The 16,463-nt window shown below is 65.2% G+C and carries 14 protein-coding genes; 10 read left to right on the plus strand and 4 right to left on the minus strand.

The genetic code is table 11. The annotated features are described in order from the left end of the window. The first annotated feature begins 52 nt into the window (after positions 1 to 52). The 4 genes from RTQ83_RS21170 to RTQ83_RS21185 all read left to right on the plus strand — a co-directional run bounded on the left by RTQ83_RS21170 (position 53) and on the right by RTQ83_RS21185 (position 3,835). A complete protein-coding gene (locus RTQ83_RS21170; RefSeq protein WP_312519048.1) occupies positions 53 to 1,228 on the plus strand; it encodes a homoserine O-acetyltransferase in 1,176 nt (391 codons plus the stop codon). Then, positions 1,225 to 1,842, plus strand: a complete 618-nt coding sequence (gene metW, locus RTQ83_RS21175; protein ID WP_312519051.1) for a methionine biosynthesis protein MetW — start codon at positions 1,225 to 1,227, stop codon at positions 1,840 to 1,842. Before RTQ83_RS21170 ends, metW begins: the two co-directional genes overlap by 4 nt. A 151-nt stretch (positions 1,843 to 1,993) precedes the next feature. Then, on the plus strand, positions 1,994 to 2,890 hold the full coding sequence (locus RTQ83_RS21180) for a M48 family metallopeptidase (RefSeq protein ID WP_409456140.1): 897 nt from the start codon (positions 1,994 to 1,996) through the stop codon (positions 2,888 to 2,890). Positions 2,891 to 2,899: 9 nt separating this feature from the next. Further along, a complete protein-coding gene (locus RTQ83_RS21185) occupies positions 2,900 to 3,835 on the plus strand; it encodes a pseudouridine synthase (protein WP_312519056.1) in 936 nt (311 codons plus the stop codon). Between the two features lie 13 nt (positions 3,836 to 3,848). Here RTQ83_RS21185 and RTQ83_RS21190 read toward each other — a convergent pair whose 3' ends face one another. Beyond that, complete coding sequence (locus RTQ83_RS21190) at positions 3,849 to 4,619, minus strand: exodeoxyribonuclease III (protein WP_312519059.1); 771 nt, start codon at positions 4,617 to 4,619, stop codon at positions 3,849 to 3,851. Positions 4,620 to 4,841: 222 nt separating this feature from the next. Here RTQ83_RS21190 and RTQ83_RS21195 point away from each other — a divergent pair, with 222 nt between their 5' ends. Together RTQ83_RS21195 and pyrE are read left to right on the plus strand one after the other, a co-directional pair. Further along, a complete protein-coding gene (locus tag RTQ83_RS21195; RefSeq protein ID WP_312519062.1) occupies positions 4,842 to 6,803 on the plus strand; it encodes an ATP-binding protein in 1,962 nt (653 codons plus the stop codon). Positions 6,804 to 6,835: 32 nt separating this feature from the next. Then, positions 6,836 to 7,498, plus strand: a complete 663-nt coding sequence (pyrE, locus tag RTQ83_RS21200) for an orotate phosphoribosyltransferase (protein ID WP_312519064.1) — start codon at positions 6,836 to 6,838, stop codon at positions 7,496 to 7,498. A gap of 495 nt (positions 7,499 to 7,993) precedes the next feature. Here the strand turns inward: pyrE and gatB are convergent, their stop codons facing one another. From gatB to gatC, 3 genes are read right to left on the minus strand one after another with little or no spacing between them, the layout of a single operon-like run. Further along, positions 7,994 to 9,454 carry an Asp-tRNA(Asn)/Glu-tRNA(Gln) amidotransferase subunit GatB gene (gatB, locus tag RTQ83_RS21205; protein WP_312519065.1) on the minus strand — a complete coding sequence of 487 codons (1,461 nt, stop codon included), beginning with the start codon at positions 9,452 to 9,454 and terminating at the stop codon, positions 7,994 to 7,996. Positions 9,455 to 9,485: 31 nt separating this feature from the next. Next, complete coding sequence (gene gatA, locus RTQ83_RS21210) at positions 9,486 to 10,961, minus strand: Asp-tRNA(Asn)/Glu-tRNA(Gln) amidotransferase subunit GatA (protein WP_312519068.1); 1,476 nt, start codon at positions 10,959 to 10,961, stop codon at positions 9,486 to 9,488. Positions 10,962 to 11,000: 39 nt separating this feature from the next. Continuing rightward, positions 11,001 to 11,300, minus strand: coding sequence for an Asp-tRNA(Asn)/Glu-tRNA(Gln) amidotransferase subunit GatC (gene gatC / locus RTQ83_RS21215; RefSeq protein ID WP_312519071.1), 300 nt, complete (start codon positions 11,298 to 11,300; stop codon positions 11,001 to 11,003). Between the two features lie 315 nt (positions 11,301 to 11,615). Between gatC and RTQ83_RS21220 the strand changes: the two genes are divergently transcribed. From RTQ83_RS21220 to mrdA, 4 genes are all read left to right on the plus strand, one after another. Then, a complete protein-coding gene (locus RTQ83_RS21220; RefSeq protein ID WP_005667820.1) occupies positions 11,616 to 12,659 on the plus strand; it encodes a rod shape-determining protein in 1,044 nt (347 codons plus the stop codon). A gap of 115 nt (positions 12,660 to 12,774) precedes the next feature. Next, entirely contained in the window at positions 12,775 to 14,001 is a 1,227-nt protein-coding gene (gene mreC / locus RTQ83_RS21225) for a rod shape-determining protein MreC (RefSeq protein ID WP_312519074.1), read from the plus strand. 6 nt (positions 14,002 to 14,007) lie between these two features. Next, a complete protein-coding gene (mreD, locus tag RTQ83_RS21230) occupies positions 14,008 to 14,526 on the plus strand; it encodes a rod shape-determining protein MreD (protein WP_312519076.1) in 519 nt (172 codons plus the stop codon). Between the two features lie 34 nt (positions 14,527 to 14,560). Beyond that, on the plus strand, positions 14,561 to 16,463 hold a 1,903-nt coding region (gene mrdA / locus RTQ83_RS21235; RefSeq protein ID WP_312519079.1), incomplete at its 3' end, for a penicillin-binding protein 2.

A 16,463-nucleotide genomic window follows, 5' to 3' on the forward strand; every position in this document is an offset into this window, starting at 1 on the left:
ACAACCCGCACCGCAATCACACACAGTAGCAATCATAAGTAGCGACACCTTCATGGGATCTCTTGGAATAGTCACACCGCAGGCGATGCACTTCGCCGAGCCGCTGCGCCTGCAAAGCGGGGCGGAACTCGGCGATTACACGCTGATGTATGAAACCTACGGCACGCTCAACGCCGACAAATCGAACGCGGTGCTGATCTGCCATGCGCTCAATGCCTCGCACCACGTGGCGGGCCACTACGCCACGCCCAAGAGCGCGGGCTGGTGGGACAATATGGTCGGCCCGGGCAAGCCGGTCGACACCGACCGCTTCTTCGTCATCGGCATCAACAACCTCGGTTCCTGCTTCGGCTCGACCGGCCCGATGCACGTCAACCCGGCCACCGGCAAGCCGTACGGCGCCGCCTTTCCGCTGGTGACGGTGGAAGACTGGGTCGCGGCCCAGGCGCGCCTGGCCGACCGCCTCGGCATCGACTGCTTCGCCGCCGTGATGGGCGGTTCGCTGGGCGGCATGCAGGCGCTGTCGTGGAGCATCATGTATCCCGAGCGCCTGCGCCACTGCATCGTGATCGCCTCCACGCCCAAGCTGTCGGCGCAGAACATCGCCTTCAACGACGTGGCGCGCCAGGCGATCCTGACCGACCCCGATTACCGCGGCGGCGATTTTTATGAACACAACGTGGTGCCGAAGAATGGCCTGAAAGTGGCGCGCATGGTCGGCCACATCACCTACCTGTCGAACGACGACATGGCCGAGAAGTTCGGTAGAAAACTGCGCAACGCGGCCGAGACCAACGACTACAACTTCGACTTCGGCATCGACTTCGAGATCGAATCCTATCTGCGCTACCAGGGCGACAAGTTCTCGGAATACTTCGACGCCAACACCTATTTGCTGATCACCAAGGCGCTCGACTACTTCGACCCGGCGCGCGAGCACGACGGCGACCTGGTAAAGGCGCTGTCGGGTACCAAGGCCCAATTCCTGATCGCCTCGTTCAGCACCGACTGGCGCTTCTCGCCGGAGCGCAGCCGCGAGATCGTGGAAGCCTTGATCAGCAACCGGCGCCGCGTGACCTATGCCGAGATCGACGCGCCGCACGGCCACGATGCTTTCCTGCTCGAGGACGAGCGCTACATGAACGTGGTGCGTGCCTACTACGACCGCATCGCACTGGAGCTGGCGATCGACCCCGCCGTTGCCAACATCGGCAGGGAGGCCGCATGAACTTCACCGACCTGAATACCCTGCGTCCCGACCTGGCCTTCATCGCCCACTGGGTGGGCGAACGCGCCCACGTGCTGGACGTTGGCTGCGGCGATGGCGCCATGCTGCGCTACCTCGAATCGGGCAAGCGCTGCAGCGGCTACGGCATCGAGATCGCCGACGACAAGGTGCTGGAAAGTACCCGCCGCGGCGTCAGCGTGATCCAGCACGACATGGAGCAGGGCCTGGGCCTGTTCGGCGACAACACCTTCGACACGGTGCTGTGTCTGAACTCCTTGCAGATGATGCAGCACGTGGAGGCGCTGCTGCGCGACATCGTGCGCGTGGGTCACGAAGCGATCGTCTCGTTCCCGAATTTCGCCCACTGGCCGCACCGCCTGGCGCTGCTGCGCGGACGCATGCCGGTGTCGCGTTCGCTGCCGTACCAGTGGTACGACACGCCCAACGTGCGCTGCGCCACCATTTACGACTTCCAGGAGCTGGCCGAGGAGTGCGGGCTCGAAGTGCTGGAATGTGTGGCGCTGGACGACGGCAAGGTGATCAACTTCCTGCCGAACCTGCGCGGGAGCCTGGCGGTGTTTCGTTTGCGCAAGAAAGTAAAGCCTGCCGGCTGACGGAGCGATCCCTTATGTGCGTTGGCGGCTAGAACGACAACGCTGTATGGACGATCATCGCCGCTGAGCTGAGCTGCGCCGTGCGCCGCCAGAACCGTGCCGACCAACTTCTGAGAGGATGGACCGCCAACAACGGTCCCCCACCGAACCGATGAAAAAAATGAAACAGCTTGCCGCGCACCTGACCCTGTCGCTGTCCGTGTTCGCCGTCACCGGCCTGGCCGTCGCCCAGGATAGCAGCCAGGTGGTCCAGGACGGCATCGCCGTCAAGCCGCTGTCGCGGGTGCGCGTGCTGGCGCCGGAGGAAACCGTCAACGAGGCGGCGCGCCAGCAGTACGCCGAGATGCTCAGCCAGGCCCAGCAGAAAGGCGCACTGGTGCCGACCAGCGACCCACAGGTCAAGCGCCTGCGCGCGATCGCCCAGCGCATCATCCCGCACGCGCCGCGCTGGAACCAGGCCGCCACCAAGTGGGAGTGGCAGGTCAACCTGTTCCAGTCGAACGAGGTGAATGCCTTCTGCATGCCGGGCGGGCGCATCGGCTTCTATACCGGCATCATCAGCCAGCTCAAACTCAACGATGACGAGATCGCGGCCGTGATGGGCCACGAAATCGCCCACGCCCTGCGCGAGCACGGGCGCGAGCGCATGGCCAAGAGCGGCCTGACCTCGCTCGGCGCGCGCGTCGGCGGCGCCCTGATCTCGGGCATCTTCGGCGTCGACCCCAACATTACCGGCACCGTCGCCAACCAGGCCGGCCAGTTCCTGGTGCTGAAGTTCTCGCGCGATGAGGAACGCGAGGCCGACCTGGTGGGCCTGGACATCTCCTCGCGCGCCGGCTACGACCCGCGCGCCGGCATCGCCCTGTGGCGCAAGATGGCGCAGCTGAACCAGGGCGCGCCGCTCGAGATCTTCTCGACCCACCCGGGCGGCGAGACCCGCATCAAGGACATGGAAGCGCACATGAACGTGCTGCTGCCGCTGTACGCGCGGGCCAAGAACACCACGGTGGCCAAGCTGCCGTCGTACCAGAGCACCGCGCTGCGCTGACCGGAACCGATGGCAAAAGGCGTACCCGGTCACCAGGCCGAAGCAAATGCAGTTGTGCCGCTGCCGACGCGCGACGGCGTCGCACCCAGCTACCTGTGGCTGACCGAAACCCGCGCCGGCGGCATGCTGCGCTTCCTGGTCGAGCGCTTTCCCGACGTGAGCGAAGCGGCGTGGACGGCGCGCCTGGCGCGCGGCGAGATCGTCGACGCCAGAGGGACGGCGCTGCACGCCGACAGCCATGTACGCCAGGGCATGCGCATCTGGTACTACCGCGAGCTGGAACACGACGAGACGCCGATCCCGTTCCGGGAACGGGTGCTGTTCATGGACCAGCACCTGCTGGTGGCCGACAAGCCGCACTTTTTGCCGACCATCCCGACCGGGCGTTTTTTAAAGGAGACGCTGCTGGTGCGCCTGAAGCGCGCGCATGACCTGCCGCACCTGGTGCCGATCCACCGCCTCGATCGCGAAACCGCGGGCGTGGTGATCTTCTCGCACAATCCCGATTCGCGCGGCGCCTACCAGTCGATGTTCCAGAAGCGTGTGGTGAAGAAGACCTACGAGGCGCTGGCCGGCTTCATCGAGGGCAGGGAATTCCCGTTCACCTACCGCAGCCGCATGCAGGACGCCGAGCAGTTCTTCGTGAGCGAGGAAGTGGATGGGGAGCCGAATTCGGAGACGCTGATCGAGCTCCTGGAGCGGCGCGGCGACGTCGCGCGCTACCGCCTGCACCCGCACACCGGGCGCAAGCACCAGCTGCGCCTGCACCTGTCGTCGCTCGGCGCGCCGATCGTCAACGACACTTTCTATCCGGTGGCGCTGCCGTGCAAGGGCGACGACTACAGCGCGCCGCTCAAGCTGCTGGCGCGCTCGATCGCCTTCGACGATCCATTGAGCGGCCAGCCGCGCAGCTTCAGCAGCGAATTCACGCTGGAGTGGAACTGAATCTAAGCGCTACCTACAGATCGTAGTCGATGATCAGGGGCGCGTGGTCCGAGAACTTCACGTCCTTATAGACCGACACGGTTTTCGCGCGTGCGGCGATGCCCGGGGTGGCGACGTGGTAGTCGATGCGCCAGCCGACGTTCTTGGCATAGGCCTGGCCGCGGTTGCTCCACCAGGTGTACTGCTCGGGGCGCGGATCGAGCCCGCGGTGCACGTCGACCAGTCCCAGTTCGTCGAAGATGCGCGTCATCCAGGCGCGTTCTTCCGGCAGGAAGCCCGAGTTCTTCAGGTTGCCCTTCCAGTTCTTGAGGTCGATCTCTTTATGGGCGATGTTCCAGTCGCCACAGATCACGACTTCGCGGCCCTCGGCCTTCAGTTCCATCAGGTGCGGCAGGAATACTTCCATGAAGCGGAACTTGGCCAGCTGGCGCTCGGGCGACGAGGAGCCGGACGGCGCGTACAGCGAAATCACGGTCAGGTTGCCGAAGTCGCAGCGGGTGTAGCGCCCTTCGGCATCGAACTCGCCGCAGCCGAAGCCGATGCGGTGGGTGTCGGGGGCGGTCTTGCTGTACACGCCGGTGCCCGAGTAGCCTTTCTTTTCGGCGTAGTGGAAGTGGCCGTGGTAGCCGTGCGGACGCAGGAAGTCCTCGGTCATGTCGGCTTCCTGGGCCTTGAGTTCCTGGACGCAGATGTAGTCGGCCTGCTGGGTGGCCAGCCAGTCAAAGAAACCCTTCTTGTGGGCGGAACGGATCCCGTTCAGGTTGGCGGAAATAATTCGTGGCATGGTGATATGCGAAAGCAGTGGAGGGACCGCCGGACGGCGATGTTGATAATGTCCGGCAACTTCAAGCGGCAAGTGTAACGCGTTTGTCCTGACCGGGGATAGGCTCTCGCTGTTGCGCAAATGCAGTAAGGACAGTGTCACTAGGAAACGATCTGTTACACTAGCCAATCCTTCCGCGCGCTGGACTTCATCTTTGCCGCGCCACTTACGCATCCCAATTTCATGAACAACCACAAATCGTTCGCCGTCGAACCCGGCGCGCGCCTGCACGATGCTTCGGTCACGGAGCTGGCCGACTTCGTCGAGAACGCCGTCGAAGGCCTGCACCGCGTCGGCCCCGACGGCACCATCCTGTGGGCCAACCGCGCGGAGCTGCAGATGCTCGGCTACGGCTGGGAAGAATACGTCGGCCGCCACATCGCCGAATTTCACGAAGATGCGTCGACCATCGATCACATCCTGAGCACGCTGCTGTCGGGCGGGGCGCTGTACGACCAGCCGGCGCGCCTGCGCTGCAAGGACGGATCGATCAAGCGCGTGCTGATCCACTCCAACGGCCACTTCGAAGACGGCGAGCTGCGTTATACCCGCTGCTTTACGCGCGACGCCACCGAGCGCCACGAGCGCGACGTCGCCCTGGCCCAGCGCGACGCGATGCTGATGGCGGCGCCGGTGGCCGCCGCGCTGCTGAGCGGCCCGGAGCTGCGTTTCCACCTGGCGAACCATCGCTATTGCGAACTGGTCGACTGCACGGACCTGAAGGGCAAGACCTTCCTCGAAGCCTTCCCGCAGCTCGATGGCAGCGTGGTGGCCGAGGCCATCGCGCGCGCCTACCGCAGCGGCGAATCGTTCAACGAAGAAGAGCTGGCACTGCAGGTGCCGGATGCGGATGGCGAGGCACAGGAGCGCTTCTTCCGCTTCAGCCTCGAGCCTTTGACGGGCGCCGACGGCCGGCCGGAAGGCGTGATCCTGGTCCAGGTCGAAGTGACCGAACATGTGCGCAACCGCCAGGCGGTCGAGCGCGCGCAGCGCGAGCGCGAGCAGCTGCTGGTCGACCTGAGCGCGGCCAGCCAGGCCAAGGACGAGTTCCTGGCCATGCTCGGCCACGAGCTGCGTAATCCGCTGTCGCCGATCGTCACCGCGCTGCAGCTGATGCGCATGCGCGGCGACGGTTCGCACGGGCGCGAGGTCGCGATCATCGGGCGCCAGGTCGACCATCTGGTGCGGCTGGTGGACGACCTGCTCGACGTGTCGAAGGTCACGCGCGGCAAGATCGAACTCAAGATCGAACGGGTCGACCTGGCGCAGACGCTGGGCAAGGCGGTCGAGATGGCCAGCCTGCTGATCGAGCAGCGCCGGCACCGGCTGGACGTCGAGATCGAGCCGGGCGTGGCGTGGGAGGGCGATCCGGTGCGGCTGGCGCAGGTGGTCTCGAACCTGCTGACCAATGCGGCGCGCTACACCGAACCGGGCGGGCATATCCGCCTGCAGGCGCGGCGCGACGGCAATGACGCCGTGGTGAGCGTGCGCGACACCGGCATCGGCCTGGCGCCGGAAGTGCGCGGACAGGTGTTCGACCTGTTCTTCCAGGGCCGGCGCAGCATCGACCGCGCCGAAGGCGGGCTCGGGATCGGGCTGGCGCTGGTCAAGAACATCGTCGAGCTGCACGGCGGCCGGGTCGAGGCGCGCAGTGAAGGACGCGGCCTGGGCAGCGAATTCGTGGTGCGCCTGCCGCTGCAGCGCGGCGCCGGCATGCTGACGCCGGTGTCGGCCGATGCATTGACGCTGCCGCTGCCGTCGGCGCCAAACGTGGCGCCGCAGCGCGTGCTGCTGGTCGACGACAATGCCGACGGCGCCGATACGCTGGGCCGCCTGCTGCGCGCGCATGGCCACGAGGTCGAGGTGTATTACGACCCGGTGACGGCGCTGGCCGCGCTCGAGCGCCTGCGGCCGACCGTGGCCTTGCTGGACATCGGCCTGCCGGTGCTGGACGGCTACCAGCTGGCCGCGCGCATCCGCGCGTCGGAAGCGGGGCGCGCTTGCCGTCTGGTGGCGCTGAGCGGCTACGGCCAGGAGGCCGACCGCGAACGCAGCCGCGCCTGCGGCTTCGAGCGCCATCTGGTCAAACCGATCAGCCCGGACGATGCAGCGCGGGTGGTCGCGGGCGGCGAGCCAAGCGCGTAAAATAGCCGCTTTCGACATTCAGGGGGAAGCACGTGAGCGATCTGCGCCAGCAATTCATTGGATTTTCGGTCGAGGCCGAGGTATTAAAGTTCGGTCAATTCACGACCAAGGCCGGGCGCCTGTCGCCGTACTTCTTCAACGCCGGCCTGTTCCACGACGGCGCCACCCTCGGCAAGCTGGCCGAGTTCTACGCCCAGACCCTGCTCGATTCGGGCGTCGAGTTCGACATGCTGTTCGGCCCAGCCTACAAGGGCATCACGCTGGCCAGCGCCACCGCGGTCGCGCTGGCGGCCAAGGGCCGCGACACCTCGTTCGCCTACAACCGCAAGGAAGCCAAGGACCACGGCGAAGGCGGCACCATCGTCGGCGCCAAGCTGACGGGCAAAGTCGTGATCATCGACGACGTGATCTCGGCCGGCACCTCGGTGCGCGAATCGGTCACCATGATCCGCGCCGCCGGCGCCGAACCGGCCGCCGTGCTGATCGCGCTGGACCGCATGGAACGCTCGGGCAAGGACGACGCACTGTCCGAACTGTCGGCAGTACAGGAAGTCTCGCGCGAGTTCAACATCCCGGTGATTTCGATCGCCAACTTGAGCGACCTGTTCAGCTACCTCGACACCCACACCGCCGACGCCCGCCTGTCCCAACACAAAGACGCCGTCGCCGCCTACCGCACCCGCTACGGCATCTAACCAGCCGCCGCCAGCCTCACTCTCAATTAGGGTCAGAGTTAAATTGTTTGACAACTTTCGAATGTTGTCATTCAATTCGACTCTGACCCTAATTATTTTGCAACTGTTTCTCTAAAAACAAATTAGGGTCAGAGTCGAATTGTTTGGCAACTTTGAAAAATTGCTCAACAATTTGACTCTGACCCTCATTATTTTTAGGGTGCTTTGTTGCTGGTGAATAGTTTTATTGATGCGCGGTTCAGCGGTATCTGCAGGCATTCAGAAAAGCCTCAAATTCAATTGCGAGCTGCAACTTTTGAAGCCAAAACAATGAGGGTCAGAGTCGAATTGTTGGGCAATTTCTCGCGCATCGGCGTTAAATGGGGACAGGGTGCCTTCGATAGGAAATTGCGTGCGGTGAAAAGCAATCAGGGTCAGCAGTCAAATCGCCGGGCAACGTGAGAAATTGCCCAACAATTTGACTCTGACCCTAATTATCGGGGCGGAGCGGGGAGCTCAGCCGGCGAGTTTCTTCTTCAGGAGCTCGGTGACTTGCGCCGGGTTGGCCTTGCCCTTCGAGGCCTTCATCGTCTGGCCGATCAGCGCATTGATGGCGGCTTCTTTACCGGCGCGGTATTGTTCGACCGACTTGGCATTGGCGGCCAGGACTTCGTCGACGATCGCTTCCAGCGCGCCGGTGTCCGAGATCTGCTTCAGGCCTTTCTGGTCGATGACGGTGTCAGCCAGGGCTTCGTCCTGCGACTTGGCTTCCCACATGGCAGCGAACACTTCTTTCGCGGCCTTGTTCGAGATGGTGCCGTCGGCAATGCGCTGCAGCAGCAGGGCCAGCTGGGCGGCGCTGACCGGGGAATCGACCAGCTCGACGCCTTCGCGGTTCAGGGTCGACGAGACGTCGCCCATCATCCAGTTGGCGGCCGCTTTCGCGTTTTCCTTGCCGGCCTTGGCCACCACGGCTTCGTAGTAGTTGGCCATCGCCTGCGACGAGGTCAGCACCAGACTGTCGTATTCCGGCAGGCCGTAGTCGCCGGTGAAGCGCGCGCGCATGGCTTCCGGCAGTTCCGGCATCTCGGCCTTCACGCGCTCGATCCAGTCCTGGCCGATGATCAGCGGCGGCAGGTCCGGGTCCGGGAAGTAGCGGTAATCCTGCGCGTCTTCCTTGGTGCGCATCGAGCGGGTTTCCTTGCGGTCCGGGTCCCACAGGCGGGTCGCCTGGATCACCTTGCCGCCGTCTTCGATCAGCTCGATCTGGCGCCGCACTTCGTAGTGGATCGCTTCTTCCATGAAGCGGAACGAGTTCAGGTTCTTGATCTCGCAGCGGGTGCCGAATTCCTTCTGGCCGAGCGGACGTACCGAGACGTTGACGTCGCAGCGGAACGAGCCCTCTTGCATATTGCCGTCGCAGACGCCCAGCCACATCACCAGCGAGTGCAGCGCCTTGGCGTAGGCCACGGCTTCTGCAGCGCTGCGCATCTCCGGCTCGGACACGATCTCGAGCAGCGGGGTGCCGGCGCGGTTCAGGTCGATGCCGCTCATGCCGGCGTAGTCTTCGTGCAGCGATTTACCGGCGTCCTCTTCGAGGTGGGCGCGGGTCAGGTTGACGGTCTTGGTTTCCAGCTTGCCGTCCTTCTCGTAGGCGAAGCTGATGGTGCCGCCCTGGACCACCGGATCGTCCATCTGGCTGATCTGGTAGCCCTTCGGCAGGTCAGGGTAAAAATAGTTCTTGCGCGCGAAGACCGACTGCGGCGCGATTTTTGCGCCGACCGCCAGGCCGAAACGGATCGCGCGCTCGACGGCGCCGCGGTTCAGTACCGGCAGCACGCCCGGCAGCGCCAGGTCGACCGGGCTGGCCTGCGTGTTCGGCTCGGCGCCGAAGCGGATCGAGCTGCCGCTGAAGATTTTCGATTGGGTCGTGAGCTGGACGTGGTTCTCAAGACCGATGACGACTTCCCATTGCATAGTGTTCTCTCTTTGTTCAGTGTCGACGGACTTACACGCCTTGCGGCGCGCGGGTATGCCAGTCGGTCGCCTGCTGGTACTGGTGCGCGATGTTCAGCAGCTTGGCTTCGGCGAAGTAGTTGCCGATGATTTGCAGGCCGACCGGACGCTTGCCGTTCTTTTCACCTTCGCCGAAACCGCACGGGATCGACATGCCCGGCAGACCGGCCAGGCTGGTCGACAGCGTGAAGATGTCGGCCAGGTAGTTGGCCACCGGGTCGTTCGATTTCGAGCCCAGGTCCCATGCCACGGTCGGCGCCACCGGTCCCATGATCACGTCGCACTTGTCCGCGAACGCGGCCTGGAAGTCGTCGGCGATCAGGCGCCGGATCTTCTGCGCCTGCACGTAGTACGCGTCGTAGTAGCCGTGGCACAGCACATAGGTGCCGACCATGATGCGGCGCTTCACCTCGCTGCCGAAACCTTCGGCGCGGGTTTTGCGGTACATGTCTTGCAGATCCTTGTACTCGCTGGCGCGGTGGCCGTAGCGCACGCCGTCGAAGCGCGACAGGTTCGACGACGCTTCGGCTGGGGCGATGATGTAGTAGGTCGGGATCGACAGCGCGGTCTTCGGCAGCGAGATGTCCACCAGGGTCGCGCCCAGTTTTACGAACTGCTCCAGCGCCGCGCGCACCGCGCTTTCGACGTCAGGCGCCAGGCCTTCGCCGAAATACTCGCTCGGCACGCCGATGCGCAGGCCGTTCAACGGCTGGTTCAGGTCGCGGGTGAAGTCTTCCTTCCGGTTGCCCTGTTCCGGCGTCAGGCTGGTCGAATCGCGCTCGTCGAAGCCGATCATGTCGTTCAGCAGCAGCGCGCAATCCTCGGCGGTCTGGGCGATCGGGCCACCCTGGTCGAGCGACGAGGCGAACGCGATCATGCCGAAGCGCGACACGCGGCCGTAGGTCGGCTTGATGCCGGTGACGCCGCAGAAGGCCGCCGGCTGGCGGATCGAGCCGCCGGTGTCGGTGGCGGTGGCGGCCGGCGCCAGGCGCGCGGCGATCGCGGCGGCCGAACCGCCCGAGGAGCCGCCCGGCACCGCCGTGGCGTCCCATGGATTCTTGACCGCGCCATAGGCCGAGTTCTCGTTGGCCGAACCCATCGCGAATTCGTCCAGATTGACTTTACCCAGCGTGACCATGCCGGCCGCGCCGAGGCGCTCGACCACGGTGGCGTCGAACGGGCTGACGTAGCCCTGCAGCATCTTGGAGCCGGCGGTGGTGCGCCAGCCGCGCGTGACGAAGATGTCCTTGTGCGCGATCGGCACGCCGGTCAAGGCGCCGGCGGTGCCGGCGGCGATGCGCGCGTCGGCCGCGGCGGCCTGCGCCAGCGACAGTTCGCGGTCCACGTGCAAGAAGGCGTTGTGGGCGCTGGCGTCGATGCGGTCGAGGTAATGGCGCGTCAGTTCGGTGCTCGAGACCTGCTTCGATTGCAGGAGCGCGGACAGCTCTTTGAGGGTCTTGTTATGCATAGTGGTTCGATTCAAAAACGATTCAAGAGAGCAGGGCGATTACTCGATGACCTTCGGCACCAGGTACAGGCCGTCCTGGGCTTTCGGGGCCGGCGCCTGGTAATCCTCGCGGCGGTTCTGTTCGGTGACCACGTCGTCGCGCAGGCGCAGCGGCAGGGCCAGGATGGCTTCCAGCGGCTGGGCTAGCGGCGCCACGCCGCTGGTGTCCACCGCCCCCATCTGCTCGGCCAGGGCGAAGATGCCGTTCAGCTCGGCCAAAGCGGTCTCGGCATGGGCATCGTCCATGTCGAGCTGGGCCAGGTTGGCGATGCGTTTTACGTCTGAAAGAGTCAGGGACATGGCAAATAGGCACGCATTGAGGCGCACGAAAATATGATTGGGCGAATAATGAATGTTAGCAAGTTGTCAGCAAACGGCGTCCTTCGGTCGATAAAACCCTGCAAACACCCCTGAATTCGCTTGCTAATCGGCCGGTAAAAGCGCCGGTATTCAGCATGTAAACGTCAAATTATAAGGTAGAATGGCGGGCTAATGCGTTGTCGTGCCGAAAGCCAGGCGCGCATGCAGCCAAGCCCGCGCCGCCCTCGGTTGGCAGCTGCGGCAAAGAATTCCCGATCAATGTTTAGGCGCACATTGATGCGCATCAGGACACCCATGTTTGGTTTTTTACGCAGCTACTTCTCGAACGACCTGGCGATTGACCTCGGCACCGCCAATACGCTGATCTACGTCCGCGGCCTGGGCATCGTGCTGGACGAACCGTCGGTGGTGGCAATTCGCCAGGAAGGCGGCCCGAACGGCAAAAAGACGATCCAGGCGGTCGGCAAGGAAGCCAAGCAAATGCTGGGCAAGGTGCCGGGCAATATAGAAGCGATCCGCCCGATGAAGGATGGCGTGATCGCCGACTTCACGGTCACCGAGCAGATGCTCAAGCAGTTCATCCGCATGGTGCACGACTCGAAATTCTTCCGTCCGTCGCCGCGCATCATCATCTGCGTGCCGTGCGGCTCGACCCAGGTCGAGCGCCGCGCGATCCGCGAATCGGCGCTCGGCGCCGGCGCCTCGCAGGTGTACCTGATCGAAGAGCCGATGGCGGCCGCGATCGGCGCCGGCCTGCCGGTGTCGGAAGCGACCGGCTCGATGGTGGTCGACATCGGCGGCGGCACCACCGAGGTGGGCATCATCTCGCTGGGCGGCATGGTCTACAAGGGCTCGGTGCGCGTCGGCGGCGACAAGTTCGACGAAGCGATCGTCAACTACATCCGCCGCAACTACGGCATGCTGATCGGCGAACAGACCGCGGAAGCGATCAAGAAGGCGATCGGCTCTGCGTTCCCGGGTTCGGAAGTCAAGGAAATGGAAGTCAAGGGCCGCAACCTGTCCGAAGGCATCCCGCGCTCGTTCACCATCTCGAGCAACGAGATCCTGGAAGCGCTGACCGATCCGCTGAACCAGATCGTGTCGGCCGTGAAGAACGCGCTGGAACAGGCACCGCCGGAACTGGGCGCCGACATCGCCGAGAAGGGCATGATGCTGACCGGCGGCGGCGCGCTGCTGCGCGACCTCGATCGCCTCTTGATGGAAGAAACCGGCCTGCCGGTGCTGGCGGCCGAAGATCCGCTGACCTGCGTGGTGCGCGGATCGGGCATGGCTCTCGAGCGCATGGACAAGCTGGGCTCGATCTTCTCGTACGAATAAAAACAGACGGGCGCGCGCGATGGCGAAAGGCGGGCAGTACGCACGGCGGCGAGCCGCTTGCGGCTGTCCGCCTTGATCGCATCCGCGCGCTTCTTTCGTCTCTTCACCCGACGTCATGGAATACAGTCCTCCGCCGCTGTTCAAACAAGGCGCGCCCGCGCGCGTCAAGGTGACGGTGTTCGCGCTGATCGCGATCGTGCTGCTGGTGCTGGACGCGCGCATGAACCTGCTCGCCGGCGTGCGCAGCGTGGCCGCCACCGTGCTGTACCCGGTGCAGATGGCGGCCCTGATGCCGCGCGAAGCGCTGTCCAACATGGGCGGCTACTTCTCGTCGGTGTCGACGCTGCAGCGCGAAGTGCGCGCCCTCAAGGACGAGCAGATGCAGCAGGCGACCCTGCTGCAGCAGGCCAGGCTGCAGATGGCCGAGAACGCGCACCTGCGCCGTCTGATGGAAGGCAAGGCCCAGCTGCCGGTGCAGTCGCAGATGGCCGAGATTCTGTACGACGCACGCGACCCGTCCACCCGGCGCGTGGTGATCGACCGCGGCTCGCGCGCCGGCGTCACGCTCGGCCTGCCGGTGATCGACAATGCCGGCGTGGTCGGCCAGGTCACGCGCGTGTTCCCGTTCACCTCCGAAGTCACGCTGCTGACCGACAAGGACCAGGCGATTCCGGTGCAGGTGCTGCGCAGCGGCTTGCGCAGCATCGTGTATGGCCGCGGCCATTCGGGCCTGCTCGACCTGCGCTTCGTGGCCCAGGATGCCGATATCCAGGTCGGTGATGTGCTGGTGACCTCGGGCCTGGACGGGATGTACCCGGCCGGACTGGCGGTGGCGCGCGTGACCCAGGTGGAAAAGGCGGCCGGTTCGTTCGGACGCGTGGTCGGCCTGCCGCTGGCCGGCATCGACCGCAACCGCCAGGTGCTGGTGATCATGTCGCACAACGCGCTGCCGGAACGCCCGCAGCCGGCACCGGCGCACGAGACCAATCGCCGCAAGCTGCCGAAGATGGACCCGGTGCCGCAGCCGCCGCTGGCTTCGGCGCCGCTGCCGCCGGCCGGCGCGCAGCCGGCCGGGACTCAAAACGGCGCGCAGAACGGCGCAACGCCTGCCGCAGGTACGCCTGCCGCTACCCCTGCCGCAGCCGCCCGCACCACGCCGCCGGCCGCCGCGCCGCAATCGGCCGCAGCGCAGAACACCGCGCAAGCCGCAGCGCCGCGCGCCACCGCACCGCAGGCCGCAGCACCGCAGGCCGCCGCACCGCGCGCGGCCGCCCCGACACAGCCTGCCGCACCGCGCCCGGCCACCACGGCCGCCACCCCGAGCGGTGCGCGAACGGAGTAAGCACTCATGCCCGGTAACCGTCCCCATTACATCCTGCTGCCCGTCAGCCCGCTGTTCATCGCGTTCAGCCTGGTGTGCGCCTTCATGCTCAACCTGCTGCCCTGGGGCCGCTGGGTCGGCGCGCCCGACTTCGTCGCGCTGGTGCTGGTGTTCTGGGGCATCCACCAGCCGCGCAAGGTCGGCATCGGCGTCGCCTTCGGCATGGGCCTGCTGATGGACGTGCACGACGCCAGCCTGCTCGGCGAAAACGCGCTGGCCTACACGCTGCTGTCCTACCTGGCGATCATGATCCACCGCCGCGTGCTGTGGTTTCCGGTGCTGACCCAGGCCATGCACGTGTTCCCGCTGCTGCTGCTGGCGCAGGCGATCCAGGTGCTGGTGCACTTCTTCGTCTCGGGCCGCTTTCCGGGCCTGCTGCAGTTCATCGAAAGCGTGGTGGCGGTGGCCCTATGGCCGGTGATCACCTGGCTGCTGCTGGCGCCTCAGCGCCGCGCCGTCGACCGCGACCACACCCGTCCGATCTGACTTTCAGGTCCATCTTGACCCGCATCCTTCTCGCATGACCGAGTTCAAAGACAACGACCGCGAGATCCACCAGTTCCGCACCCGCCTGACGGTGCTGGTGGGCCTCGTCTTCATCTGCTTCGGCATCCTGGTCGCGCGCGTGGTGTGGCTGCAGGTGCTGCACCACGACCAGTACGCGGCCCAGGCCGAGGACAACCGCATCGCGCTGGTGCCGATCGTGCCGAACCGCGGCCTGATCGTCGACCGCAACGGCGTGGTCCTGGCGCGCAACTACTCGGCCTACACGCTCGAGATCACGCCGTCGAAGCTGCAGGCCAACATGGAATCGGTGATCGACGAACTGGCCAAGCTGATCGAAATCGATGCGCGCGACCGGCGCCGCTTCAAGCGCTTGCTGGAAGAGTCGCGCAGTTTCGCCAGCGTGCCGCTGCGCACCCGCCTGACCGACGACGAAGTGGCGCGCTTCACCGCCCAGCGCTTCCGCTTCCCCGGCGTGGAAGTGCAGGCGCGCCTGTTCCGCCAGTACCCGATGGGCGAAGTCGCCTCGCACGTGATCGGCTACATCGGCCGCATCAACGCCAGGGAAGCGGCGGCGCTGGAAGAAAGCGACGCCGCCGCCAACTACAACGGCACCGACCATATCGGCAAGGAAGGCGTCGAGAAGCGCTACGAGCGCCAGCTGCATGGCATCACCGGCTACGAGCAGGTCGAGCGCTCGGCCGGCGGACGCGCGATCCGCACCCTGCGCCGCACGGCGCCGACCCCGGGCAGTAACCTGATCCTGTCGATCGACATCGAGCTGCAGAAGATCGCCGAGGAAGCCTTCGGCGACTACCGCGGCGCGCTGGTGGCGATCGAACCGTCCACCGGCGACGTGCTGGCCTATGTCTCGCGCCCGGGGTTCGACCCGAACCTGTTCGTCGACGGCATCGACACCCAGAGCTGGAACGAATTGAACACGTCGCTCGACCGGCCGCTGATGAACCGTCCGCTGTCGGGCACCTATCCGCCCGGCTCGACTTTCAAGCCCTTCATGTCGCTGGCGGCGCTCGAGATGGGTTTCCGCCGTCCGCACGACGCGATCCGCGACCCCGGCTTCTACATGCTGGGCGGGCACCGCTTCAACGACGACAAGCCGGGCGGCCATGGCATCGTCAACATGTACCACTCGATCGCGCACTCCTGCGACACCTATTACTACCAGCTGGGCAATGAGATGGGGATCGATAACATCTCGAAGTTCATGCGCGAATTCGGCTTCGGCCAGCCTACCGGGATCGACCTGGACCACGAAAAGACCGGTGTGCTGCCGTCCAAGGAATGGAAGGCCGAGCGCTTCAAGCGCAACCGCGCGGCCCAGAAATGGGTGGGCGGCGACACCATCTCGATTTCGATCGGGCAGGGTTTCAATAACTACACCATGCTGCAGCTGGCGCATGCAACCGCGATCCTGGCCAATAACGGCGTGGTCATGAAGCCGCACCTGGTCAAGATGGTCGAGGATGGATCGACCCACGAGCGCACCCTGACCGTGCCCAAGGAAACCCGGCGCCTGGCGATGAAGCAGGAGCACATCGACTTCATCAAGGATGCCATGGCGGGTGTGATCCGCGAAGGCACGGGCCAGCGCGCCTTTGCCAGCGCCAGCTACACCGCGGGCGGCAAGACCGGCACCGCGCAGGTGATCGGCCTGCGCGGCAAGAAGTACAACGCCAATGCGATCGACGAACGCCATCGCGACAACGCGCTGTTCACCGCCTTCGCGCCGGCCGAGCAGCCGCGCATCGCGATCGCGATGGTGGTCGAGAACGCCGGCTTCGGCGGCGTGGTGGCGGCGCCGATCGCGCGCAAGGTGCTCGACTACGCCATCCTCGGCAAGCGTCCGGCGCCGCCGCCGGAACCGCCGGCACCGAAAAACGGCGCCGCACCGGCCACTG

This window comes from Massilia sp., assembly GCF_031995545.1.
Taxonomy (GTDB): Bacteria; Pseudomonadota; Gammaproteobacteria; order Burkholderiales; family Burkholderiaceae_D; genus Telluria.

Coding starts and splice junctions, on each gene's coding strand:
- RTQ83_RS21170 (WP_312519048.1), top strand. CDS start 53: ATGGGATCTCTTGGAATAGTCACACCGCAGGCGATGCACTTCGCCGAG.
- metW (WP_312519051.1), top strand. CDS start 1,225: ATGAACTTCACCGACCTGAATACCCTGCGTCCCGACCTGGCCTTCATC.
- RTQ83_RS21180 (WP_409456140.1), top strand. CDS start 1,994: ATGAAAAAAATGAAACAGCTTGCCGCGCACCTGACCCTGTCGCTGTCC.
- RTQ83_RS21185 (WP_312519056.1), top strand. CDS start 2,900: ATGGCAAAAGGCGTACCCGGTCACCAGGCCGAAGCAAATGCAGTTGTG.
- RTQ83_RS21190 (WP_312519059.1), bottom strand. CDS start 4,619: ATGCCACGAATTATTTCCGCCAACCTGAACGGGATCCGTTCCGCCCAC.
- RTQ83_RS21195 (WP_312519062.1), top strand. CDS start 4,842: ATGAACAACCACAAATCGTTCGCCGTCGAACCCGGCGCGCGCCTGCAC.
- gatB (WP_312519065.1), bottom strand. CDS start 9,454: ATGCAATGGGAAGTCGTCATCGGTCTTGAGAACCACGTCCAGCTCACG.
- gatA (WP_312519068.1), bottom strand. CDS start 10,961: ATGCATAACAAGACCCTCAAAGAGCTGTCCGCGCTCCTGCAATCGAAG.
- gatC (WP_312519071.1), bottom strand. CDS start 11,300: ATGTCCCTGACTCTTTCAGACGTAAAACGCATCGCCAACCTGGCCCAG.
- RTQ83_RS21220 (WP_005667820.1), top strand. CDS start 11,616: ATGTTTGGTTTTTTACGCAGCTACTTCTCGAACGACCTGGCGATTGAC.
- mreC (WP_312519074.1), top strand. CDS start 12,775: ATGGAATACAGTCCTCCGCCGCTGTTCAAACAAGGCGCGCCCGCGCGC.
- mreD (WP_312519076.1), top strand. CDS start 14,008: ATGCCCGGTAACCGTCCCCATTACATCCTGCTGCCCGTCAGCCCGCTG.